The sequence below is a fragment of the Paenibacillus borealis genome, assembly GCF_000758665.1.
Lineage (GTDB): Bacteria > Bacillota > Bacilli > Paenibacillales > Paenibacillaceae > Paenibacillus_AQ > Paenibacillus_AQ borealis.
On record NZ_CP009285.1, the window covers coordinates 5,266,300 to 5,289,201 of the forward strand.

Below are 22,902 nucleotides of genomic sequence, written 5' to 3' on the forward strand. Positions count from 1 at the left end.
CCCCCTTACTTAAGCAGCAGCTTCGGCACTGCCGCTTCACTTCCCCAGGGCGTCATCATGACCACCGGTCCTTCGGCACCTTCACCAAGCCTGATCATACCCAGATGCAGCATCATCCGCAGAATCCGCTGTTCAAGTATGGCAGCGGCATCATCATAATAGAACGGCTTAATCAGCCAGCCCAACCCTTCTGAGAGCGAAGCCACTGTTACCCATCTGCCTGCACTAAGACTAATCCAATAGACGAGCGACGGCAGGTTTGGAATAGCGCCTTTATACAGTCTTAACCAAAAGGAGAATAACTGCATCAGCTTTTCCGATTTCCCTTCCTCCAGAAACTGCCCGCCTGCGGCTGTGAGCTTCAGCCGGTAGCCCTCCTCCGAGATCCAGCGGCGGTGGCGGGCATAATCATACAGCAGGGCAAATCTCGGCGGATAATGCTCACAGGCCCTGCCGTAGCCGAATCTCCACCCGCCTTTGCCGAGCAGGGGTTCAGCAATTTGCAAGGCATTCATCACACCCTGCTGATTGCGTTTATAGAGTGCACCTTCCTGGCCAAGCTCAGGCTCGTTCTCCTGTACATAGCGCAGGAAGAGCAGCAGATCGCCCGCCAGCAGATCGCCCTCCCCCCGGTACATTGCCGGTTCAGGACTGGGAGTAATGCCTTCCTTCAGATGCTCACCCATCCTGTCGCGGAAGCGGTTCTTCAAATCGAGTGGAACCTGAAATAAATACCTGCTCTGCTGCGATGCACCGGTAAACAGCCAGCCGCCGTTTTTGAACCTGCTGACCATATCGCGGTAGCTGCCGCTTTTGCCGGAGGGGGTGTCGAAACATGCCTGCCTTGCGGCGGCAAGAAGGTCTTCCAGACTGAAGTGGCTGCGCTCATCAAATAATAACGTGTTCAGGAACCGCAGTTCCTCGGGTGTACAGCCCCGGATATGAGATTCCATAAACTCACGGCTGCCCAAGGTGATGAGTATACTCTGAATCAAATCATGTTTGGAATTCCGTTTGCACTCACACTGATAGCGTCCCGCAATGGCGGTAAGCTGACCAATGTCTGCGTAAGTGAGCATATCCGCCAGATTCATCTTTTATCGCCTCACCGTTTTACTACCATTATGGGAAATACAGCCCTTTTTATTCCTTATTACGCAAAAAAAATAACCCGAAGGGTCGGGTTAACGCTGATTCTGCAAGATATGACGGGTACAGTTGTACAATAACGGATTCCATTCCTGCTCGTTTTTCTCCAAAATCGTCAGGGAGAGGTTGCCGAGCCGTTCCGAATACTTGTCTTTGTATAGCGCGGTATACAGCTGTGCAAGAAACCCTCCATGGGAGATAACCAGTACATTCTTGTCCGGATACCGGGCCGAGAGATCCTCAAGGAAAGCAAGCCCGCGGACCTGAAGCGCCTCATCGCTCTCCTGCCCCAGTGTTAACTGATTCCAGTCTTTGCCCCATTTAGCCTCGCGGGCTGCGGCCGTCATGCCTTCTACCTGGCCGTAGGCGCGCTCACGGATACGATGATCAGGGTCCAGTAAAGGAATTCCCAGCTTGGCGGCAACAATCTTCCCTGTCTCAGCTGCACGGGAAAGACTGCTCGTTATGCAGTAGTCCCAGCGGTAGGGCTCCTGCAGAAGCCGGTCACCCAGCATCTCAGCCTGCCTCCGGCCTTCGTCGTTAAGCGGAATGTCACTTTGTCCCTGAATCTTACCTTCCGCGTTCCAATCCGTCAGCCCGTGGCGTATTAAGCCGATCAGCATAGCCTATCACCTTTCCCTTTCATTTATGTTTGCTTAATAATGTAACACGAATGAAAACAAATGTCTTCTTTTTTAACAAATATGCAAGTCTATTTATCACTTGCAGCACATATGCGGATACGAAAAAAGCCCTCTTCACTATACAAGTAAAGGGGCCTTCATTGTCTGCGGTAACGGTTCAGGCGTACCAGCAGGAAGATAGACAACCCGACGCCGAGCGTCGACAACACCATCCAGTATTGCGGGTGGGAGGGGCCCATATTGGCTACAAGCGGTTCAATAATACCGCCTTCCGACTCAACCGGATAAGAAGATGACCAATCCAGCGTCAGTCCTGCCACACCTGTTTCTACTATCCCGCTCTGTGCTGCAGTGGTATTCAAGGGTGTTTTGAACATCGTGAAATATAAAAAGCTGGAGATGAACACCGCCAGAAAACAGGCAATCCACAGGCTCAGCCGGCGGCGGAATACAGCGGAGCTGCCCGCAGATTTGCCGTCCCCGGGCATAAGCCAGGGGCTTTCCAGATAGATCCGCTCCATAACCTTAAGGTTAATCGCTTCTGCACGCTCATCACTCACTTCAAATCTTGAGTCCTGCATAAGCTCGCTAGTCTCCTGCCACAATGCCCATTCGGCACTGCAGAAGGAACAAGTCGCGATATGTTTTTCCAGTCTAATCCGTCTGGGATCCGTGGGGGGAGCGTCCCACAAGAGCGGAATGGAATCCTGCGCTTCCCTGCAATTCATTGGCCTTACACCCTCTCAGCCTGCTCATCTAATTCAGGCTCATAGAAATAGGATTCGAGCTGGAGCTTCACACTGCTCCTGGCACGGAACAATAGTGATTTCACGGAGCTGACACTCTGATCCAGAATCACTGCAATTTCCTGGTAATCCATCTGATCATATTCACGCAGAATCAGCGCAGAACGCTGCTTCTCCGGGAGATTGTTAATGGCTTCACGGACCAGATTCATCCGTTCTTTACGTAATGCCGCCTGTTCCGGGGCAACGTCAAGCGGTGCCACAGGAGTATATCCGCTCTCTTCAAGCGACACATTGCCGGCACGGTTCTTGCGCAGCTCACTAAGCACCGTATTACGGGCAATAGTGTACAGCCATGTAGAAAAAGAAGCATCCACTTCACGGAACGAATGAAGACTCCGGAAAGCCTTGTAGAAGGTCTCCGAACAGAGGTCTTCGGCAATCAGCTCCATATGGGAATTCTTAAGCATGTGATACACGAACGCCAGTATCTTGCGCTGATAACGTCGCATCAATTCCGAGTATAATTCTGTATCTCCTTGCTTGATAAGCTGGATCAACTGGGAATCCGTCATGGTGAGTTCGGCCCTCCTCGCCCTTGCACGTTTAATCCCGTCCGGTCCGTATCTACTTATACCGGTCAGGTAAGAAAAAGTTGCGGCATTGCTACAAATTTGCACGATTAAATGAAATACTTCCTATGTATATTCAACCAGCCGTTAAATAAGGCATACTGTATGTAAATACAGAAAGAAATTCGTACCTTTACAATTTCCCAATAATCTTCAGATAGGCAAACGGCTTCCTAATACCTGGAAGAAATCTATAAACATACTTAACCCAGTATAGCATACATTCTAACAGGATGACATTAATAGACTTACAGATTCCAGCACAAGTCGAATTTTGAAAGCGGTGTTATTAATGTTTGATAAAGGGGTTGACAGAATGTAACCGTATACATATAATAAAAGTACAGTATGGTTTCTCTCCACTCCTATCCAAACACTGCACGGTTCCAATACAATGTGAACTGTAACCGCTTATTATGTAAGCGGTCTTTTTTTTGTCCATTTTTGCGAACAATTGGGTATTGTCCGTATGGACGAAAAAAGCAGCATTTCAAGCAGAACGTCCCTCCAGTCCGCATGGCGCCCAGCCAGCTCCAGCTCCCGTCCCAACGGGAAATAGAAGGACAAGTAATCATGCGCAGCAAATAAATCCTTATATAAAGAAAAAGCCGGGGCATTATGCCCCGGCTCTACTCTACACATATACCGTATAATCATTCTGCTGCAGCACAACCTTGGCCCGCTCCATATCATGCTCCTGGCGGAAGGACAAGCGCATAATCCCGGGAACATCCTCCCGGCTCTCTATAATCTGCACGTTGCTAAGATTGATGCCCTGGTCGCCAAGCTCCGTTGTGATGCGTCCGATAATCCCGGGATGATCGGGAACATCAATATGAAGGTCGAACAGCGGGACAATCATTCCTTTGCGGCGTTCAGGCAGCTGGCTGCGGAATTCATTCGCCTCATGGAAAGCCGACTCGATCCCTGCACCATCCCCCTGCTCCAGCAGATGGATGAACGAAGAGACCTCATCACTCCAGTCTTTGAGCAGACGCAGCATGACCGAGCGGTTATTCAGCAGGATATCACGCCAGATGATCGGATCACTTGAGGCAATCCGCGTAATATCCCGGAACCCTCCGGCCGCCAGTGTGCTGTACAAAGAATCTGAATCATGGTAGGCATGAATCTGGTTGACCAGCGCCACCGCTATAATATGCGGCAGGTGGCTGATCGCTCCGACAATCTCATCATGGCGCTCCGGGTCAAGCCGGACAATATGCGCTCTGGTATGTAGAAGCAAAGATTCCAGTGCATGATAAGCTTCCTCCGGAACTCCGGGCGGAGGCGTCAGCACATAATAGGCATTCTCGAACAGCAAGGAGGAGGCTGCCTCAACGCCTGAACGCTCCGAGCCGGCCATGGGATGGCCGCCGATGAAATGCACACCGGGAAGGTCAAGCGAAGCTGCGCAGGCCGCTATGCTGGCCTTGGTGCTGCCGACGTCGGTGATAATACAGCCCGGCTTCAGCGGCAGCCGGCTTAGCTGCTGAAGATAATCCTCTATCATGCCTACAGGCACACACAGAAAAATATAATCGGCGCCCAGCGCCGCTTCCTCAAGGGATAGTGTAGCCTCGTCGACTACACCTCTGCTGACATATTTGATTGCTGATTCAGGACGGTGGGCATGTCCTACAACGGTCAGGCCCTCCTTGCCTTTGAAGCAAAGGGCCAGTGAGCCGCCGATCAGACCGACACCGAAAATTGCTATTTTTGTCGTCATGTTCTTAGAACTACCTGCCTTCTGTGATATCGTCAATCCCGCTTCTGATTCAGGTTATGCACGTACTCCCTGCTCTTGAAGCGCCTGCTCCAGGGCAGCGATAAACGCTGTGTTCTGCTCGGCAGAACCGACTGTAACCCGGATGTAGGTCGGGTAGCGGTGATGGCCTGCTCTCACGATAAGACCTTGCCGCAGCAGGGCATCGAAGACCTCAAAGGCCGGCTTACGTACATCCACCATAATGAAATTACCGTGAGCCGGGAAGGATTCCAGCCCAAGCCGCTGGAATTCCGCCTGCAGCTGCACAATCCCCGCACTGTTAAGCGTACGGCACTGTTGGACATATTCCTGATCAGCCAGTGCAGCCAGAGCCCCTACCTGGGCTAAGCGGGTGGTATTGAACGGTTCCCGCACTTTATTGATCAAGGAGATAATCTGCGGGCTGGCCACGCCGTAACCGATGCGGAGTGCAGCAAGACCATAGATCTTGGAGAATGTACGGAGTACAACAAGATTCGGATAAGTGTCCAGCAGCTTAATGCCGTTAGAGTAACTCAGATCAGTTACATATTCGAAATATGCCTCATCCAGTACAACCATAACTCCAGCCGGTACTGCATCCAGGAAAGTAATCAGGGCATCCTCCGGCACAATCGTTCCGGTCGGATTGTTCGGATTGCAGATCCAGATTGCCTTGGTACGGTCCGTAATCTTCGCCAGCATGGCATCCAGATCATGGGTACCGTTCTTCAAAGGCACTTCAATAGATACAGCACCTTCTATATCAGCGTTGCTCTTATAGACGGAAAAGGTCTGATCAGCCATAATTGTCTCGTCACCGGGCAGGAAAAAAGCACGTGCGATCAGTGCGATAATCTCGTCAGACCCGCAGCCGAAAATAATGTTGTCACTTGCTACTCCCAGATGTTCGGCCAATGCTGCAGTCAGCTCGGCAGCGGAACCGTCCGGGTATAAATACAGATTATCCAGTTCCGCTACAATAGCGGCTTTTGCGCTTGGTGCTGCCCCATAAGGGTTCTCGTTGGATGCCAGCTTAATAACATCGCTTAAGCCCAGCTCCTTCTTGACTTCTTCGATCGGTTTCCCCGGCTTGTAGACAGGGAGGTCGACGATATTCGGTTTCGGGTTCATGGCCCATCCTCGCTCTCTAGAAGTAATTGGCTAGTATCAGGTCAGTATGCAGACCGTTATGGTCTTAATTGTGCCACAAATTCACGAATTTGCAACAGTCCGGCACTTCTAGTCTCCGGCTGGGCCAGCAGAGGAATGACATCCTCTACCTTGCGGACAATGGCGCTGCCGACGACTACACCATCGCAAATCTTCGCAAACCGGGACACTTGTTCTCCAGTGGAGATCCCGAATCCTACAGCGATCGGCAGGTCTGTAGAGCGGCGGACGGATTGAATGAAGTCATCCACCCCAGTATGAAAGGTTGACCGTTCTCCGGTTACACCAAGTGAAGAAACGCAGTAGACAAATCCGCTGGCGCCGGAAACAATCCGGGCAATCCGCTCACTGGAAGTCGGGGCCACCAGCGGAATCAGATTCACTCCGGCTGCACGGCTGCGCTCCCGCATTTCCTCCGACTCTTCAACAGGCAGATCGGGAATAATCAGCCCGCTGATTTCATGGGCATCCAGCTCGGCGAAGAAGGTATCCAGCCCCATCTGCATCACCGGATTATAGTAGGTGAACAGGATGAACGGCAGCTGGCTGCCGGCCTGACGTGCCTTGAGGGCTGTCTCCATGCAGGTGCGGAGATGAATGTTGCTGCGCAGGGCTCTGGAGGAAGCCCGCTGAATGACCGGACCGTCGGCTAACGGGTCGGAATAGGGAACTCCTAGCTCCAGAATGTCCGCACCGGCCGCCTCCAGCTCAGTGATAATATCCAGCGTTGTCTCAAGATCGGGATCGCCTACGGTAAGAAAAGGAATCAGGGCTGCCCGGCCCTCTGCCCGCAGCTTTTTGAAAGTCAGATCCATCCGGTTAGTAGTTTCGGTAGTCATTATTTCCCCGCCCCTTCCGTATAGGCCATGATCGATTCCACGTCTTTGTCGCCGCGTCCGGACAGGCAGATGACCACGATATCATCCTTGGTCAGTGTCTTGCCGAGCTTCACCACATGGGCAATGGCGTGGGCAGATTCGAGGGCCGGAATGATGCCCTCCGTCTGGCAGAGCAGCTTCAGCGCATCCAGCGCTTCATCATCCGTTACCGGAACGTACTGCGCCCGGTGAATATCCTTGAGATAGGAGTGTTCGGGTCCGACACCGGGATAATCCAGTCCGGCCGATATAGAATGGGCTTCGGTGACCTGTCCATGCTCATCCTGCAGCAGGTAGCTGAGCGATCCCTGGAAGACACCATGACTCCCCTTACTCATAGTTGCTGCATGGAACGGAGTATCAATTCCTTTACCGGCAGCTTCAACACCGATCATAGCAACCTGCTCGTCCTCCATGAAAGGATAGAACATGCCGATGGCATTGCTTCCTCCGCCTACAGCGGCAACCAGCAGATCCGGCAAACGTCCTTCCGCCTCCAGAATCTGACGGCGGGTCTCATCCCCGATAACCCGCTGGAAATTACGGACCATCATCGGATAGGGATGCGGGCCTACCGCAGATCCAAGGATGTAGAATGTATCCTCAACGTTGCTCACCCAGTAGCGCAGTGCCTCATTACCGGCGTCCTTCAGTGTTCTTGACCCGGAGGTTACGGGAATCACTTCTGCACCAAGCAGCTTCATGCGGAAGACATTCAGCGCCTGGCGGCGGGTATCCTCTTCACCCATGAACACCTTGCATTCCATACCGAGCAGGGCTGCAACTGTAGCGGTAGCCACGCCGTGCTGGCCGGCTCCTGTTTCGGCAATCACCTTGGTTTTACCCATCATTTTGGCCAGAATGCCTTGTCCGATAGCGTTGTTGATCTTGTGCGCACCTGTATGGTTCAGGTCTTCACGCTTCAGATAGATCTTGGCTTCGCCCAGATGCTTGCTTAGCCGCTCCGCATAATACAGCGGGGTCTCGCGTCCGGAATACTGCTTAAGCAGGTAATCTATTTCCTCCTGAAAAGCCGGGTCTGCCGAGAATTTACGGTAGGCCTCCTCCAGCTCAATCAATGCATTCATCAAAGTTTCAGGAACGAAGCGGCCTCCAAAAGAACCAAAACGTCCGTTCTTGTCCGGTACTTGTATCATGATTGCTTCACCCTTTCCACGAAAGCTGTCATTTTTGCGATATCCTTAAGGCCGTTACTCTCCACTCCGCTGGATACATCCACGCCATATGGCGCGTAGCCGTCCAGCAGCTCATTCACGTTGTCCGGATTCAGTCCTCCGGCTATAAATAAAGGCAGCGCATAGTCCGCCGCCGCTTGCTGGTAGAGCGGAATCTGTTCCCAGTCAAACGTACGTCCGGAGCCTCCGCTGCCCTGCGGGTCATAGGTATCCAGCAGCAGCGCATCGATTGTACCGGCGTAGCTCTCCAGGAGAGCATGAATGTCTATTAATACATCAGGGTCATGGCCTGCTACAGAAAGTGCCTTCCATACTTGAATCTGCGGAAAAGCCTGCTTGACCTCGCGGCAGAACAGCGGGCTCTCTTGTCCATGCAGCTGCACGACATCCAGCGGTACTGTTCTGAGCAGCTCTGCCAGCTCCGCAAGCTGCGGATTGACGAATACTCCCGCAGCGCGGGGTGCTGTCCCAGTCTCCCACGCTTTCAGCTCTGCAACAAGCTGAGCAGCAGCTTCTGCAGTAACTCTGCGGCGGCTCGGGGCAAATACAAGTCCGATATAATCTAGAGGCAAACTCTTCATAGATTTTAGCACTTCAACGTCCTGAAGTCCACAGATTTTTACGAGTGTATCAGCCATGCAGCGCACGGTCCTTCCCTGCAGGAAGCGGTCCGAGCAGCTGATTCACTGCCTGCTCCACATCCGGCTGGCGCATCAGATATTCACCCACCAGCACGCCTGTAGCCCGGGTATTGCTTAAGAATGCAATGTCCTCCGGACCGGTAATCCCGCTCTCACTGATGACCGGCAGTCCCTCCGGAAGCAGTGCCGCAAGCTCGGCTGTGGCAGTAAGTGAAGTTTCAAAGGTCTTTAGATTCCGGTTATTGATGCCAAGCAGCACCCCTGGATGAATAGCCTTGCCGGTGGCCAGCACCTTTTCCAGTTCGCTGCGGTCATGGACTTCAATCAGAATATCCAGGCCAAGCGCTGCAGCGGTATCAGTGAATGCGCTCAACTGCTCGGATGTCAGGATAGCGGCAATGAGCAGAATGGCATCCGCTCCCAGCAGGCGTGCTTCATAGATCTGCTTCTCATCAATGATGAAGTCTTTGCGCAGCAGAGGAAGCTCTACCGCCTCCCTTACCTGCTGGAGATACAATCCGCTGCCCTGAAAATATTCCCGGTCCGTAAGCACAGACAGGCAGTCCGCTCCTCCTGCCGCATAGCCTTTTGCAATCGCAACCGGATCAAAATCGGCACGGATCAGGCCTTTGGAAGGCGAAGCCTTCTTCACCTCGGCGATCAACCCCATCTCCCGGTTCCGCCGCCCGGTCAGCGCAGCGCGGAACCCTCTGGTTGAGGGCAATGCTGCGATTGCGCGTTCGGCCTCAGCCAAAGAAAATGTCTTGCTTAGTGCTTCAACCTCTTTCACTTTGGTGGCGACAATCCGGTCAAGATACATAATCAAGCTCCTTCGTCATGGCTTTTAACTGCTCCAGCTTACGCAATGCTGCTCCTGAATCCACCACTTCTCTTGCCCGGTCCACGCCTTCCCGCAGCGTATTCGCCAGACCGGCAACATAGATGCACGCCCCGGCATTGGCTAATACGATATCGCGGTAGGGATTGATTTGTCCTTCCAGCACTGTAGTGATAATAGCCGCATTCTCAGCGGCATCACCTCCGAGCACATCCTCCAGCGGATGCCGGCTCAGCCCTAATTCTTCCGGAGTAATCTCATAGGTTGTGACCGCTCCGTTTCTCAGCTCGGAGACTTGGGTTGGCGCCGAAATGCTGATCTCGTCCAGACCATCCAGACTGCTGACAATCATCGCCCGCTTGGAGCCCAGCTCGCCCAGCACCTTAGCTACTGTTTCTGTTTTGTTCCGGTCGTAGATGCCCATAAGCTGCCGGTCAGCTCCAGCCGGATTGGTCAGCGGGCCGAGCATATTAAATACCGTGCGCACGCCCAGCTCACGGCGGGGAGCAGCCGCATGCTTCATCGACGGATGATAGATTTGTGCGAACAGGAAGCAGATCCCGATGCTGTCCAGACATTGCCGGGCCTGCTCCGCATTCAGATGAATATTGACACCGAGTGCCTCCAGTACATCAGCGCTGCCCGCTCTGCCTGAAGCTGAACGGTTGCCGTGCTTCGCAACCCGGACGGAAGCAGCTGAGGAGATAATCGCCGAGGCGGTCGAAATATTGAATTTATGAATCCCGGAGCCTCCGGTACCGCAGGTATCAAGCAGCTGGCTCCGTTCTGTCAGAACAGGAGTCCCGAATCCGCGCATCGCTTCCGCAAATCCGGTGATTTCCTCTACCGTTTCTCCCTTAATCCGCAGCGCGGTGAGCAGTGCACCGATCTGTGCATGTGTTGCCGCCCCCTCCATAATAGTACCCATAACCTCACGGGCCTGCGTACGGCTGAGGTCCTTACCCTCGATTAATCCGGCAATTCCTGTTTGTATTAACTGGCTAGCTTCCATATTGTATTCCCTCCTAAGAGTTTTGTAGGCGGGGCTTCCTGAATCAGCTTCTTACAAAACTGGCTCCGGAAGCATACGCCAAAAATATTATGGAGCATTCTCTGCTCATCCTGGCTCATCTCTGCTTATCCCCGTCTCACGGGGTATATTCGTACATATAATCCTGGTTGATAACCTGCTTCTCCTTGACCTCGGCGGGGAACATCGCTTCGGCCATCCGGATTGCTTTCAGCATGCCCCTGGCCTTGTTCAAGGTCTCTTCGTATTCCTTCTCAGGCACCGAGTCCCAGACAATACCCGCTCCGGCCTGCACATAAGCCCGGCCTTTGCGGAAGATGATGGTGCGGATTGTAATGCAGGAGTCCATATTCCCGGAGAAGCCAAGGTAACCTATAGCCCCGGCATAAGCTCCACGGGCTTCCTTTTCCAGCTCAGCGATGATCTCCATCGCCCGCAGCTTCGGCGCTCCGGATACGGTACCCGCCGGAAGGCAGGAGAGGAAGGCATCGAAGAAATCTTTATCGTCTGCCAGCGTTCCGGACACATTCGAGACGATATGCATCACATGGGAGTATTTCTCGATTTCCATGAATGAATCGCATTTCACTGTGCCGAACTTTGATACACGGCCCAGGTCATTACGGCCCAGATCCACGAGCATCAGATGCTCCGCCCGCTCCTTCTCATCCTCCAGCAGTTCAGCGGCGAGCTGGCGGTCCTGCGCCTCTGTCTCTCCGCGCGGCCGGGTGCCGGCAATCGGCCGGGTCTCGACACGGCCGCTGCTGTCCACCTTGACCAGTGCTTCCGGCGAAGTGCCTACGATGATCTCTTCATCCATTTTCAGATAATACATGTAAGGTGAAGGATTCAGCGTCCGCAGCATCCGGTACACATGCAGCGGGGATACCTCGGTCTCTATATGCAGCCGCTGGGACAGCACCACCTGGAAGATATCGCCGGCGCGGATATACTCTTTGGCCTGCTCCACATTGCTGATGTATTGTTCCTTGGTCAGGTTGGAGTGAATCTCACCCAGCTCAATGTCCTGCGGGATGCTGCGGCGGTTGACGTTCTCTTTCGGACCTTCCTTCTGCAGCTCTTCAGCCATATTCTCCAGGCGGCGGCTAAGTTCCTCATAACCTGCCCGGATATCGGAATCGGTATCTCCATCCTTGATATGCAGATTGCCCACCAGCAGAATCTGCTGCTTCACATGGTCGAAGACGATGATGCGGTCACAGAACATGAAGCGGATATCATCCATATTGAGGTCATCTACGGCATGAGCGGACAATTTCTCGTAGTACTGCAGCAGATCATAGCCGAAGAATCCGATAGCGCCGCCCGTAAATGGCGGCATCCCGTCCAGCTTGGGACTGCGGTAGGAGCGAAGCAGCGCTTTAAGCTCCTCGACAGGTTTGCCCAGCAGCTGTTTTTTCTCACCGCCGACTTCAACGTGAATCAAGCCCTTTTTGCCTGAAATCATCAGGAACGGATCACTGCCGATAAAAGAATAGCGTGCCCATTGACTGCCGCCCTCTACACTCTCCAGCAGGAATGCACGATCCTGCTCTGCGAAACGCTGGAACAAGCGGATTGGCGTTTCCATATCAGCCAGCAGCCTTTTCACGACCGGGATCAGATTGTACTCCCGCGACAGCGACACCACTTCTTCAATTCTCGGATTCGTCACTTGGGTAACCTCCTAGGGTTATATGGGGTAATGTCCGAAATACAGAAAAACCTCTACCGGAGTAGAGGTTTGTGTTAGAAAGTATGTGATTAAGCGCCATAGGACCGGCATAAACCAAATTGAATGCAGATTATCCTTCAAAGGGTACACGGATAGCGTATATGCAGCAGCTGCACGGCTATGCGGGTATGCCAAAAAAAGAAAACTAACAATCTATGGTCTGCCTATAAAAACCCTGTCCTGCACTCTGCTCAACTATACTCATCTCAACTAAACTAAACTCTGCTTAACTCGGCTAACTACACTATACATGATGGCGGCGGTTCATGACAACCCCGCATAGATAATTTATTACTTGCCTTGTGAGAGATCGGGACGAAGCCGCTGGGCTTCATTCAGATACACATGACGGATGTCACGCTGTGATTTGTCGGTGTTCACCTGGACCATCAGGCGGATGCACTGCGGCAGGCTGCCTTTGACCGGAATCTCTACGGAGCACATCAGCGGCACCATTTCCCAGCCTTCAATCTCACGGATGGCGCGCGCCGGAAAAGTGGCATCCAGATCAGCAGTCATCGTGATCCACACACTGCAGATATCCTCGGCGATCACTTCGTTGCGCTCTACAATCTCTCTGAGCAGCACAACAGTCTCGCGTAAAATTTCGGTTTCCTCATTCTTGGTTACGGTTGTAGCACCGCGTATCCCCCGGTTCACCATGGGCTTTCCTCCTTCTTAAGCTGGGCGATAACCCCGCGCACATCACTTGCCTGCACATCGCCCACAATACTCACAGCACCGATGCTGTCCGGCACGATAAAGGTCATTCTGCCTTCCTTGAACTTCTTGTCATGCATCATGGCTTCCATCAGCTCATCCTCATCGTACTGCGCCGGAAGTCTGACCGGCAGAGACAAAGCGGTGAGCATAGATACCGTATCCTCATAGATCGCTCTGTCCCGGCCCAGCTTCGCGGCCAGCAGGGCAGCTCCCGCCATTCCAATGGCAATGGCTTCGCCGTGAAGAAATACACCATAGCCGCCTACTGCTTCAATAGCATGTCCAATGGTATGTCCAAGGTTTAGAATCGCACGCTGTCCCTGCTCTGTCTCATCATTACAAACAACGTCAGCCTTAATGGCACAGCCGCGTTCCAGCGCGTACCCCAGAGCCTCCGGGTCCAGAGCAAGCAGTTCACCGGCATGCTCACGGCACCAGTAAGCGAACTCTTTATCAAGGATCAGACCATGCTTCACAACCTCTGCCAAACCCGAAGCAACCTGGCGTGGAGGAAGTGTAGCAAGGGTATCCAGATCATACAGCACCATAGACGGCTGGTAGAAGGCGCCGAGCATATTCTTGGCCAGCGGATGGTTAACCGCAACCTTGCCGCCTACACTGCTGTCATGGGCCAGAATAGTAGTGGGAATCTGCATGAATCCGATCCCCCGCATATAAGATGCGGCAACGAATCCTGCCAGGTCCCCAACAACTCCCCCGCCGAGCGCCAGCACCGCAGAGCTGCGGTCCAGGCCGCCCTGAATGGCAGTCGTAATGACTTCTTCATAGACGGCCAGTGATTTGGAAGCTTCACCAGCCTGAATAATATGGCTGACAACCGTATATCCGCTGCCGCGCAGGGATGCCGCCACCTTATCGAGATACAGCGGAGCCACTTCACTGTCGCTGACCAGCAGCAGCGGACTGCGCTGCGGGAACCCGGCTTCTATGCAGCGTTCGCCGGTGTTCTGCAGCAGGCCGCTGCCGATATAAATGGGATAAGAGCGTTCGCCCAAAGCTACCGTAATGCTGCGCATCTTAATAGCTCTCCAGCTGCGCCAGGTAATTATTATAGTTGGCTTTGATCTCTTCCATTGAATCGCCGCCGAACTTATCCAGGAAAGCCTTGGCAATCTCCCAGGCTACCACATTCTCCAGTACGACACAGGCTGCCGGAACCGCACAGGCATCCGAACGCTCCACCTGGGCAGTGAACGGTTCTTTCGTATCGATATCCACGCTTTGCAGCGGCTTGTACAGGGTCGGAATCGGCTTCATCACTCCGCGGACCACCACCGGCATTCCGTTGGTCATACCGCCTTCAAATCCGCCAAGCCGGTTGCTCGCCCGGAAGTATCCGTGTGAGGCTTCATACATAATTTCGTCATGAACCTGAGAGCCGCGCAGCTTGCCGGCTTCGAAGCCGATGCCGATCTCCACGCCTTTGAAGGCATTGATCGACATCACGGCTCCGGCGATGGCTCCATCGAGCTTGCGGTCAGACTGCACATGACTGCCAAGGCCGACCGGCAGACCTTCGACAATACATTCCACAATACCGCCGATGGAGTCGCCTTCTTCCTTGATCTTGTCTATGTAAGCCTCCATCTTCTGTTCCGTCTCTTTGTCGACGACTCTCACAGAGGACTCTTCTGTCTGCACGATCAGCTCATCGGCCGAAAGCTGGTTGGCGGGTGCTTCAATCTCACCGATGCGGATCACTTGTCCGGCAATCTTCACACCGAATGCGGCGAGCAGCTGGCGGGCTACTGCGCCTACCGCAACTCTGGCAGCCGTTTCGCGGGCGCTGGAGCGCTCCAGTACATTACGCAGATCCGTAAGATTATACTTCAAACCACCGTTCAGATCGGCATGACCGGGACGCGGACGGTTGACCCGGCGCTTCTCTTCATCGCTGCCCGGAATCGGCTCGATATTCATGATGTTCTTCCAGTGCGTCCAGTCCTTGTTCTCTACCACCAGGGCAACAGGAGCACCGGTAGTGGAGCCGTGGCGCACACCGCCGACGATCTCAGCAGTATCCTTCTCAATCTGCATCCGGCGTCCGCGGCCGTAGCCCTTCTGTCTGCGGTGCAGCTGGAAATTAAGCTCTTCGAAATTAAGTGTCAAATTGCTGGGTAATCCTTCAATAATGGCAGTAAGCTGGGGGCCGTGCGTTTCCCCCGCTGTCAGATAGCGTAAACTCATGCTGCGTTCCCCCTTCACACTTTTGGACTGTAAACCGCTAAAATGTTAAATGTCTTTGCTTATTATAGTATAGGGAATCGGCTTTGACAAGAAAGCGATCCCCTTTCCGGAGCTGCTTAACCCCCGGAACAAGAACAGCGCCGCTCCCGCTCTTTCGAGCAGAAACGGCGCTGCAGTGCATCCCCGTCCTAAGAACCTGTCTCCAGCTGCCGGTTACCCGGTGCGGGTGGCAGGCTGCCGGTTCTGCCTTCCTCCGCTGCAAGCAGGCTCTGCAGCTGCAGCTCCTCGATCCCGAGAACTTGCCCGCATTCGCGGACTGTGAGGAAGCCGCGTCTATAGGCGGCTATAACCTTGCTTTTGTCCATCTAGTATAACGACCTTTCCCTTGGCATACGGTTACTACTCTTCAGTATCACTGAAAAGAAGTTAAAGTATACCTGTGGTGACAGGCCCTGCGGATAAGCGGCAGTCCCCTATTTCTTACGGTAGAAGAAGGTTTCTGTAGATTCGAAGCCATACTGCGCAGGCGTGAAAATCTGTTCCGTACTGCCCACGAACAGATAGCCGCCGGGACGCAGGCTGGCCGAGAATTTGTGATACAGCTTATTCTTGGCTTCTTCAGTGAAGTAGATCATCACATTACGGCAAATAATCAAATCAAAGCCTTCATCGAACTTGTCCAGCAGCAGATTCTGCTTGCGGAAATCGATACTCTTCTTCAGCCCTTCACTAACCTTGAACACGGGGCCTTCCGGAGTGAAATAACGTTCAGCCACATCTTTAGGCACGTCTTTCAAGGAACGCTCCAGATAGAGCCCCTGCTTCGCTTTGGCCAACGCCCCGTCATCAATATCCGTAGCCAGAATACCAGTCTGGGCCAGAATATTCTTGTCCGACAGGATCATCGCCAGTGTATACGGCTCTTCTCCGGTGGAGCAGGCGGCACTCCACAGCTTCAGTCTCCGGCCTGAACGCTGAAGATCAGGCAGAATAACGTCCCTTAATACTTCCCAACGGTTCGGATTACGCCAGAATTCGGAGACATTAATGGTCATCCGGTCGAGGAATTCATAGAATAAAGCCTTGTCCTTCATCATTGCGGCATAAAAATCACTAAATGAATTGTAACCATTCTTCATGCGGAGCGTCGTAAGACGCCGCTTCATCTGCGCTTCCTTGTACTGGGCGAGATCAATTCCGGTGCTCTGTTTGACATTATGAATAAATCCGGTGTAATCCGGGTCTGGGGTTAATGCGGGTTCTTCACGTTCTGCCATAACTATTCTCCTGTCTCCCGCCGGACCTTACATCCAGACTGAGATGTCTTTGTTATACTGGGCCAGTTCAGACGGAGCAAAGAAATTGGCAATTTCACGTGCTGCGCTTTCCGGCGAGTCTGATCCGTGGATCAGATTAAGCGGGGTGTGGCTGGCATAATCACCGCGGATTGTTCCCGGCAACGCCTCGCCCACTTTGGTTTTGCCGATCAGCAGACGCGACAACGCTACTACATCATCGCCTTCCCATACCATGGCAAACACAGGACCGGAGGTGATAAAGCCTACCAGTTCCGGGAAGAAATCTTTACCTTCATGCTCTGCATAGTGCTTTTTGGCTTGTGCTTCTGTAACGGTAGTAAGTTTAGCCGCAACCAGCTTGAATCCCTTATCCTCCAGGCGGGCGACAATACGCCCGATCAATCCGCGTTGTACACCGTCCGGCTTGATCATCAGATACGTTTGTTCCATAGAGCCACTCTCCATTTCCTTATTCTTAATGATTGCTAGGCTTATCTGTATGGGATTGCATAATCAGGTTGTTCATTTTCTGATATTATCAGAAACCACGTCATCTGTGAACGCTTAATCTCGGGAAGCTGCCCGGTTAATATGCACGGCCTGTAACAAAGAAGGCGATGTCGCGCAAATTGCGTTTGGTCCGGTTGCCAGGGAGCTGCTCCAGCGCCTCCAGCGCCTTGGCGATGTAACGAGAAGCCAGCTCCTCCGCACGGGTAATTCCATCTCCGGAGAGAATCAGATCGATTGCCCGGCCGACTCCGCCTTTGCCCTCACGGATCAAATCCAGCTCTTCCAGCAGCGCTTCGCGCAGCCGCGAATCCTGCAGGCAGTAGATCACCGGCAATGTAATGTTCCCCTGCCGCATATCGCTTCCCGGCGGTTTGCCGATTTGTTTCTCGGTTCCGGAAAGATCGAGCAGATCATCACGGATCTGAAACGCCATTCCCACGTTGTATCCGTAATTATAGAGCAGCCGTGCCGTCTCCGGCTCTGCTTCTGCAGCCAGAGCGCCGAGCTGACAGCTGACGGCTATGAGCAGCGCCGTCTTACGGCGGATTCTCCGCAGGTAATGGCGCACGCTCTGCTCGCTGTTGAAGAAATCACGAATCTGCTCCATCTCTCCGATCGACATCTCCACCATAGCTTTAGAGAGAATCTGGTGAATCCGGGGATTCTTCAGCTCCGAAGTCATAACCAGTGCCTTGGCATAGATATAGTCGCCGGTATACATGGCGATCTTGTCGCCCCACTTTGCCTTAACGGTGGGCTCTCCACGCCGGAGTTCAGCATCATCGATGACATCATCATGGACAAGCGAAGCGCTATGTATCAGTTCCAGCGGAATTGCCACGCGCTTCAGCTTGTCGAGGTCATATTGTCCGAATTTGCCGCCCATCAGGACGAATACCGGACGCAGGCGCTTGCCCCCTGCCTTAAGCAGGTGCAGCGAGGTTTCTGTCAGCAGTTCATCATCGCCCTGGACACTGCGGTACAGTTCCTTTTCAATCTGATCCATATCTTTGTTCAGCAAGCCGAATATTTGCATTCGCTTCATTCTTTCACCCGTGTCAGCAGATTGTGGCTCCAAAGCTCCATCTTCACTTCCTGCGGCAGCAGGCCCAATTCATAGGCGTAGCGGAAATAGAGGTTCAGACCTTCCTGCTGCCTTTCCCCAAAGTCGTAACATAAATTACGGAAGTAATCGTTCCAATAAGCAGCTGTACCTCCGATAGTGCAGCATGCTTCATGCGTAATTGGCGCCAGATCACGCAGGCCGCGCCTCTTGCTCACGGCAAAAGCCTCAGCAATCTCGGCGATCGCTTCCGGCTTATGTGAAGCAGCCCCGCGGTTAACAGCCCAAACGGCAAAGGTCATGCTGAGGCCAGTCCATTCCTTCCATAGCTGACCCAGATCCGTTACGTAATACCCCTGATCCTGCCAGGATACCCGGATGGCATGATCCCCGATCAGCAGACAGGCATCTGCCTGCTCCATCATTTCGTTCAGATCAGGAGGGGCAGTGATATATTCAGGGCTGGCGCCTACCGCTTTGTCCATGAGAATTTTCAGCAGATTGACTGAAGTTGCCGATGTATTCGTTACGGCGATCCTGCCGCTGCCGATAGACTGCACCGGCATTCTTGAGAAGAGCAGGATCGATTTGACCGGCCCGTCAGCACTGACAGACAGATCAGGAAGCAGCAGAAGCCGGTCGCTTGCCGCTGCGTACGCGAAGGAGGATAATGCGCCCACATGGATACTCCCTGCGGCCATGCCTTGATTGAGAATGGCGGGCACTTCACTCACCATCTCTGCGGGGAAGCTTAGAGAAGAAGGATGGAAATTATGAAATACCGGCCATGAGTTGGTATAACTGATTTTACCGATAACGGTGTGCTCTGGATGTATCATCCTTCATTCCCCCCATCTGCGAAATAAAGTATGTTCAATATTAAAGCTGTCCAGCACTTTGCCTACCATGAAATTAATCAGATCATCCATCGTTGCGGGTCCGAAATAAAACGCCGGCATCGCCGGGATAAGCTTGACTCCCATCCGGGACAGCTTCAGCATATTCTCCAGGTGAATCGCGTGCAGCGGTGTCTCCCGGGGGACAAGCACCAAGGGACGCCCCTCCTTCAGCATGACATCCGCAGCCCGCGTCATCAGATTATCAGAGCTGCCGTGCGCTACAGCAGACAGTGTTCCCATGGAGCAAGGCATAATAATCATTCCCTCCGTCCGGAAGGAGCCGCTGGCAATTGAAGCACCAATGTCAGCAATAGGATGATACAGAAGAGAACCGGGATAGCTGCTGAACTGCTCGTCCAGAAACCCTTCCCGGTCTGAGGCGGTGAAGCCTAATTCTTCTTTGAAGACACGCCAGCCCGCATTGCTAACCACCAGATGTACCGTGTACCCGAGCGAGAGCAGGGTTTCTGTCAGCCGGATGCCGTAGATCCCGCCGCTTGCGCCGGTAATGCCAACTACGAAATTTCTAGGCTTAAGCTCGGTCATTTGTAGAACTGCACCACCAGGTCAATCAGAGTAAAGGAAAAGACAACAATACTAAGCACCCCGTTCATCGTGAAGAACGCCGTCTGCAATTTACTGAGGTCACCCGGGGATACAATATAATGTTCATAAAATAAAATAATGTAGGCGATCAGCATGCCGGCCACATACCACCAGCTCAATTCGGTGATAAAGAGCAGCGATACAAATCCGATTCCCGTAAGCAAATGAAACACCTTGGCAATGAGAAGCGCACGGGCAACCCCGAAGCGGACAGGAATGGAATACAGACCTTCCTTCCGGTCAAACTCAACATCCTGACAGGAATATATGATGTCAAAACCCGCTGTCCAGAAGACGATGGTGAAATAGAAAACCATGGAGGTCCAGTCTACAGTTCCTGTTACCGCAACCCAGCCTCCCAGAGGCGCAAGCGCGATTGTCAGGCCGAGAATCAGATGACAGGCCCAGGTGAAGCGCTTCGTGAACGAATAGAACACGAGCAGGAAAACGGCGATCGGCAGCAGCTTCGCAGACAGCGGATTCAGCTTAAAAGCAGCCCAGAACAGCAAAAAGAAAGAGAAGGCGATAAAGAGCGATACTTCTCCAACCTTCAGCAGTCCTGCAGGAATCGCTCTTCCTGCTGTCCGGGGATTCTTCGCATCGCTGATACGGTCGATCAGCCGGTTAAGTCCCATAGCCGCGCTGCGTGCACCGAACATGGCAATTACAACCCAGCCGATCTGGCTCCAGGAAGGCAGCTCGCCAAACATTACAACTGATCCGAGCAAAGCGCCCATAAAAGCAAAGGGTAGAGCAAAAACTGTATGTTCAAATTTTATCATTTGTAGAAAAATGCCGATTTTCTTAAACATTGCTGTTCTCCTTGAGCCCAATATGTAATGCCGCGATGCCGCCGGTCAAGGGGAAGGATTCCACTTTTTGCAAGCCGGTTTCACGGAAGATCACTGCCAGCTGCTCTCTGTCCGGGAACAAGGCCAGTGACTCGGGAAGCCACTTATATTGCTCATACCGCTTGGCAAAAAGCTTGCCGAGCAGGGGAAGCACACGCTGGAAATAGAAGAAATAAATCCCCTTGAAGGGCTGCTTCATCGGCTTCGACAGCTCCAGACATACCACCATGCCGCCCGGCTTCACCACACGCTTCATTTCGTTCAGCACTTGAACAGGATCAGGCACATTGCGGAGACCAAAGCCAATCGTCGCATAATCGAAGGAATTATCTCCGAAAGGCAGGTTCATCGCATTGCCCTGAATCAGGGATATCCGTTCCTGCAGTCCGCGCTCCTCCACTTTACGTTTGCCGACCTCCAGCATGCCTGCACTGAAATCCAGCCCCATTACACAGCCGGTTTCACTGGCCTCTGCCAGGGCAATGCTCCAGTCGCAGGTACCGCAGCATAGATCCACTGCCGAGTCTCCACGCTTCATGTTCATCTTGCGCATTGTAAACTTGCGCCACGCCTTATGGCGGCGGAAGCTTAAGATATCATTCATTAAATCGTATTTGCCGGCAATGCTCTCAAAAACGGAATGTACAAATTGTTCTTTCGGCTTTATGCCTTGGTCACCCATAACGGAAGTTTTATCTACAGTCATCCTCTAACCCTCCACGGCAGCTTGTCCGGAAATTTTCATTTGCAGAAGAAGGCGGTCCAGCGCACCACTCAGCTCACTGATCAGTTCCTCGTCCTTGATGCCCTGCAGCAATCCCTGAATGGACTGAAGCGATGCATGCAGTTTGTCTGTCAGCAGGGCATCACATTTGCTTCTTAGCTTAAGCTTCTTCCAGTCCCTGTTATCCAGCTTCTGCTCTCCCAGCAGCTGGCGTTCCTCTTCCGTTGCCGACTCCAGCACCTTCCAGTAGCAGTAGCCTTCCAGAGCGCTTACAGGGTCTCCGCCGCGGCGCAGCTCCTGCGTTACGGTTTCGTACTGGCTGAATTCCACCAGCAGCTTCTCCCAGCTATCCCGGAGCGGCTCCTCAATCATCGGTGTAAAAGAAAGAAACAGCCTCATATTGAGCTGTACCGTGTGCTTCAAATATTGTTCGGCTGTGAAAAACATCTCTTTCATCTTGCCGTAAAGATTGGCTTTCATCACATTAAAATCAGCGATGGCAGTGCTCAGGACGCCTACCATCTCAATTTGTTCATGTTTGGCGAGCAGATGGTAGAACCAGCTGCTGAAGTAATCGCCTGCCAGCACCTTCAGCTGGCGGGAGCGCATAACATCACCGCCGGGTTCATCATGATAACGGTCGATGCTCTCATGCGTATCAAGCCCGAGCTGCACAAGCCCGGTCACCAGAGTGAACAGCTCTCCACTCTGGAATCCGGCACCCCGGCCGTGCCCCAGAAAAATATATAACAAATGACCCCGCCCGTCTGAGAACGGCGGCAACTCCGTATGCCGCTGAATCATGTCGTAGTCGGTGTAGGGTTTAGCCAGTTGCGGTATGCGGTACGGTTTCATTTCAGCCTCCGAAGCCATTGACGTTTGACTATATCTTTGTTCACAATCTTGTCTATTATATCACATGTTTTTTGGTCACGCACGGTGGAGCCTTCTAGTTTCTTTTACCCACTTCAGGGATAAATGAACTGCTTCTTCCACAGCTCGCTTTCACTAATGCGGAAGCCGTTCTTCAGCGAATCCGGCAGCGGGGAATTGCCGGCATTCTGCAGCGCATCCTGCAGCCGGGGAGACCATTCCGCCCGGCGGATATCACCAGCCAGCAGCAGGCGGCGGGTATCCAGCCATTTATCCTCTGCCACCACACGGAGCAGCAGCTGATCGGTATTGCCGGTCTCCTGAAAGGCAAAAGCGACCGCCAGCGCCATGTTCTGATACAGCTCCTGAGGTTCATGGTCATTGCCGGTCACTTTCAGATCCAGAGATAACACCTCGTCTTCCCAGCCCGCCTTATCTATTACCAGGGTAAAGGGAATCTGCGCGAGGAGATCGACCAGATTATCATCAGCCAGAACGGTGCCGTCCCGGCTTAATGTCTCAACAGCACCATAGTTGCCTTGGGGCGCAGCCCCGAAGCCGGCTAGCTGAGGCAGCAGCATGGTAGATGCCGCGGTCAGCAGCAAGGCAGTTCCGATCAGCCAGCTCCGGTTCATGACAAGCCCCCTTACACATAATTTCCGCTGTACAGTAGGATTATACTGATCCGCAGACAGCCCTATATCTAGTTATATTTTGAAAAAAAGCAGGCTATGCCTG

At 53.0% G+C, this 22,902-nt stretch carries 25 protein-coding genes; all 25 read right to left on the reverse strand.

Going from position 1 to position 22,902, the window contains the following annotated elements:
- Nucleotides 1-5 precede the first annotated feature (5 nt).
- Nucleotides 6-1,094, reverse strand: coding sequence for a hypothetical protein (locus PBOR_RS22335; RefSeq protein WP_042215496.1), 1,089 nt, complete (start codon nucleotides 1,092-1,094; stop codon nucleotides 6-8).
- Nucleotides 1,095-1,184: 90 nt separating this feature from the next.
- The gene (locus PBOR_RS22340; protein WP_042215497.1) at nucleotides 1,185-1,772 is read right to left on the reverse strand and encodes a histidine phosphatase family protein; all 588 of its coding nucleotides are present in this window, start codon (nucleotides 1,770-1,772) and stop codon (nucleotides 1,185-1,187) included.
- 158 nt (nucleotides 1,773-1,930) lie between these two features.
- Nucleotides 1,931-2,374, reverse strand: a complete 444-nt coding sequence (locus PBOR_RS22345; protein WP_052429604.1) for a hypothetical protein — start codon at nucleotides 2,372-2,374, stop codon at nucleotides 1,931-1,933.
- 152 nt (nucleotides 2,375-2,526) lie between these two features.
- Nucleotides 2,527-3,114 carry an RNA polymerase sigma factor gene (locus PBOR_RS22350; RefSeq protein WP_042215500.1) on the reverse strand — a complete coding sequence of 196 codons (588 nt, stop codon included), beginning with the start codon at nucleotides 3,112-3,114 and terminating at the stop codon, nucleotides 2,527-2,529.
- 691 nt (nucleotides 3,115-3,805) lie between these two features.
- On the reverse strand, nucleotides 3,806-4,900 hold the full coding sequence (locus PBOR_RS22355) for a prephenate dehydrogenase (RefSeq protein ID WP_042215502.1): 1,095 nt from the start codon (nucleotides 4,898-4,900) through the stop codon (nucleotides 3,806-3,808).
- Nucleotides 4,901-4,954: 54 nt separating this feature from the next.
- Complete coding sequence (gene hisC / locus PBOR_RS22360; RefSeq protein WP_042215504.1) at nucleotides 4,955-6,052, reverse strand: histidinol-phosphate transaminase; 1,098 nt, start codon at nucleotides 6,050-6,052, stop codon at nucleotides 4,955-4,957.
- Nucleotides 6,053-6,108: 56 nt separating this feature from the next.
- The gene (gene trpA, locus PBOR_RS22365) at nucleotides 6,109-6,930 is read right to left on the reverse strand and encodes a tryptophan synthase subunit alpha (RefSeq protein ID WP_042215507.1); all 822 of its coding nucleotides are present in this window, start codon (nucleotides 6,928-6,930) and stop codon (nucleotides 6,109-6,111) included.
- A complete protein-coding gene (trpB, locus tag PBOR_RS22370; RefSeq protein ID WP_042215509.1) occupies nucleotides 6,930-8,126 on the reverse strand; it encodes a tryptophan synthase subunit beta in 1,197 nt (398 codons plus the stop codon). The genes trpA and trpB overlap by 1 nt, the downstream gene beginning before the upstream one ends.
- Complete coding sequence (locus tag PBOR_RS22375) at nucleotides 8,123-8,803, reverse strand: phosphoribosylanthranilate isomerase (protein WP_042215511.1); 681 nt, start codon at nucleotides 8,801-8,803, stop codon at nucleotides 8,123-8,125. The genes trpB and PBOR_RS22375 overlap by 4 nt, the downstream gene beginning before the upstream one ends.
- The gene (gene trpC / locus PBOR_RS22380) at nucleotides 8,796-9,626 is read right to left on the reverse strand and encodes an indole-3-glycerol phosphate synthase TrpC (RefSeq protein WP_042215514.1); all 831 of its coding nucleotides are present in this window, start codon (nucleotides 9,624-9,626) and stop codon (nucleotides 8,796-8,798) included. The genes PBOR_RS22375 and trpC overlap by 8 nt, the downstream gene beginning before the upstream one ends.
- Nucleotides 9,616-10,656, reverse strand: coding sequence for an anthranilate phosphoribosyltransferase (trpD, locus tag PBOR_RS22385; RefSeq protein ID WP_042215516.1), 1,041 nt, complete (start codon nucleotides 10,654-10,656; stop codon nucleotides 9,616-9,618). Before trpD ends, trpC begins: the two co-directional genes overlap by 11 nt.
- Nucleotides 10,657-10,792: 136 nt before the next feature.
- On the reverse strand, nucleotides 10,793-12,349 hold the full coding sequence (trpE, locus tag PBOR_RS22390) for an anthranilate synthase component I (protein ID WP_042215518.1): 1,557 nt from the start codon (nucleotides 12,347-12,349) through the stop codon (nucleotides 10,793-10,795).
- Between the two features lie 351 nt (nucleotides 12,350-12,700).
- On the reverse strand, nucleotides 12,701-13,072 hold the full coding sequence (gene aroH, locus PBOR_RS22395; protein ID WP_042215520.1) for a chorismate mutase: 372 nt from the start codon (nucleotides 13,070-13,072) through the stop codon (nucleotides 12,701-12,703).
- The gene (gene aroB, locus PBOR_RS22400; protein ID WP_042215522.1) at nucleotides 13,066-14,169 is read right to left on the reverse strand and encodes a 3-dehydroquinate synthase; all 1,104 of its coding nucleotides are present in this window, start codon (nucleotides 14,167-14,169) and stop codon (nucleotides 13,066-13,068) included. Before aroB ends, aroH begins: the two co-directional genes overlap by 7 nt.
- Before the next feature lies 1 nt (nucleotide 14,170).
- Nucleotides 14,171-15,340 (reverse strand): chorismate synthase, encoded by a 1,170-nt coding sequence (gene aroC / locus PBOR_RS22405; RefSeq protein ID WP_042215525.1) that lies wholly within the window; start codon nucleotides 15,338-15,340, stop codon nucleotides 14,171-14,173.
- 188 nt (nucleotides 15,341-15,528) lie between these two features.
- The gene (locus PBOR_RS37460) at nucleotides 15,529-15,705 is read right to left on the reverse strand and encodes a hypothetical protein (protein ID WP_167549564.1); all 177 of its coding nucleotides are present in this window, start codon (nucleotides 15,703-15,705) and stop codon (nucleotides 15,529-15,531) included.
- A 108-nt stretch (nucleotides 15,706-15,813) separates the two neighbouring features.
- Nucleotides 15,814-16,617: a CheR family methyltransferase gene (locus PBOR_RS22410; protein WP_042215526.1), complete on the reverse strand. Its 804-nt coding sequence runs from the start codon at nucleotides 16,615-16,617 to the stop codon at nucleotides 15,814-15,816.
- A gap of 27 nt (nucleotides 16,618-16,644) precedes the next feature.
- A complete protein-coding gene (gene ndk, locus PBOR_RS22415) occupies nucleotides 16,645-17,088 on the reverse strand; it encodes a nucleoside-diphosphate kinase (RefSeq protein ID WP_042215528.1) in 444 nt (147 codons plus the stop codon).
- 136 nt (nucleotides 17,089-17,224) lie between these two features.
- Entirely contained in the window at nucleotides 17,225-18,193 is a 969-nt protein-coding gene (locus tag PBOR_RS22420) for a polyprenyl synthetase family protein (RefSeq protein WP_042215530.1), read from the reverse strand.
- Nucleotides 18,190-19,050: a menaquinone biosynthetic enzyme MqnA/MqnD family protein gene (locus PBOR_RS22425; RefSeq protein ID WP_042215532.1), complete on the reverse strand. Its 861-nt coding sequence runs from the start codon at nucleotides 19,048-19,050 to the stop codon at nucleotides 18,190-18,192. The genes PBOR_RS22420 and PBOR_RS22425 overlap by 4 nt, the downstream gene beginning before the upstream one ends.
- A gap of 3 nt (nucleotides 19,051-19,053) precedes the next feature.
- Nucleotides 19,054-19,656: a UbiX family flavin prenyltransferase gene (locus PBOR_RS22430; RefSeq protein WP_042215533.1), complete on the reverse strand. Its 603-nt coding sequence runs from the start codon at nucleotides 19,654-19,656 to the stop codon at nucleotides 19,054-19,056.
- Complete coding sequence (locus PBOR_RS22435; RefSeq protein ID WP_042215535.1) at nucleotides 19,653-20,528, reverse strand: UbiA-like polyprenyltransferase; 876 nt, start codon at nucleotides 20,526-20,528, stop codon at nucleotides 19,653-19,655. The genes PBOR_RS22430 and PBOR_RS22435 overlap by 4 nt, the downstream gene beginning before the upstream one ends.
- Entirely contained in the window at nucleotides 20,521-21,249 is a 729-nt protein-coding gene (locus PBOR_RS22440; protein ID WP_042219799.1) for a demethylmenaquinone methyltransferase, read from the reverse strand. The genes PBOR_RS22435 and PBOR_RS22440 overlap by 8 nt, the downstream gene beginning before the upstream one ends.
- A gap of 27 nt (nucleotides 21,250-21,276) precedes the next feature.
- A complete protein-coding gene (locus PBOR_RS22445; protein WP_042215537.1) occupies nucleotides 21,277-22,146 on the reverse strand; it encodes a heptaprenyl diphosphate synthase component 1 in 870 nt (289 codons plus the stop codon).
- Between the two features lie 113 nt (nucleotides 22,147-22,259).
- Nucleotides 22,260-22,799: a hypothetical protein gene (locus PBOR_RS22450; protein WP_042215539.1), complete on the reverse strand. Its 540-nt coding sequence runs from the start codon at nucleotides 22,797-22,799 to the stop codon at nucleotides 22,260-22,262.
- Nucleotides 22,800-22,902: the final 103 nt, after the last annotated feature.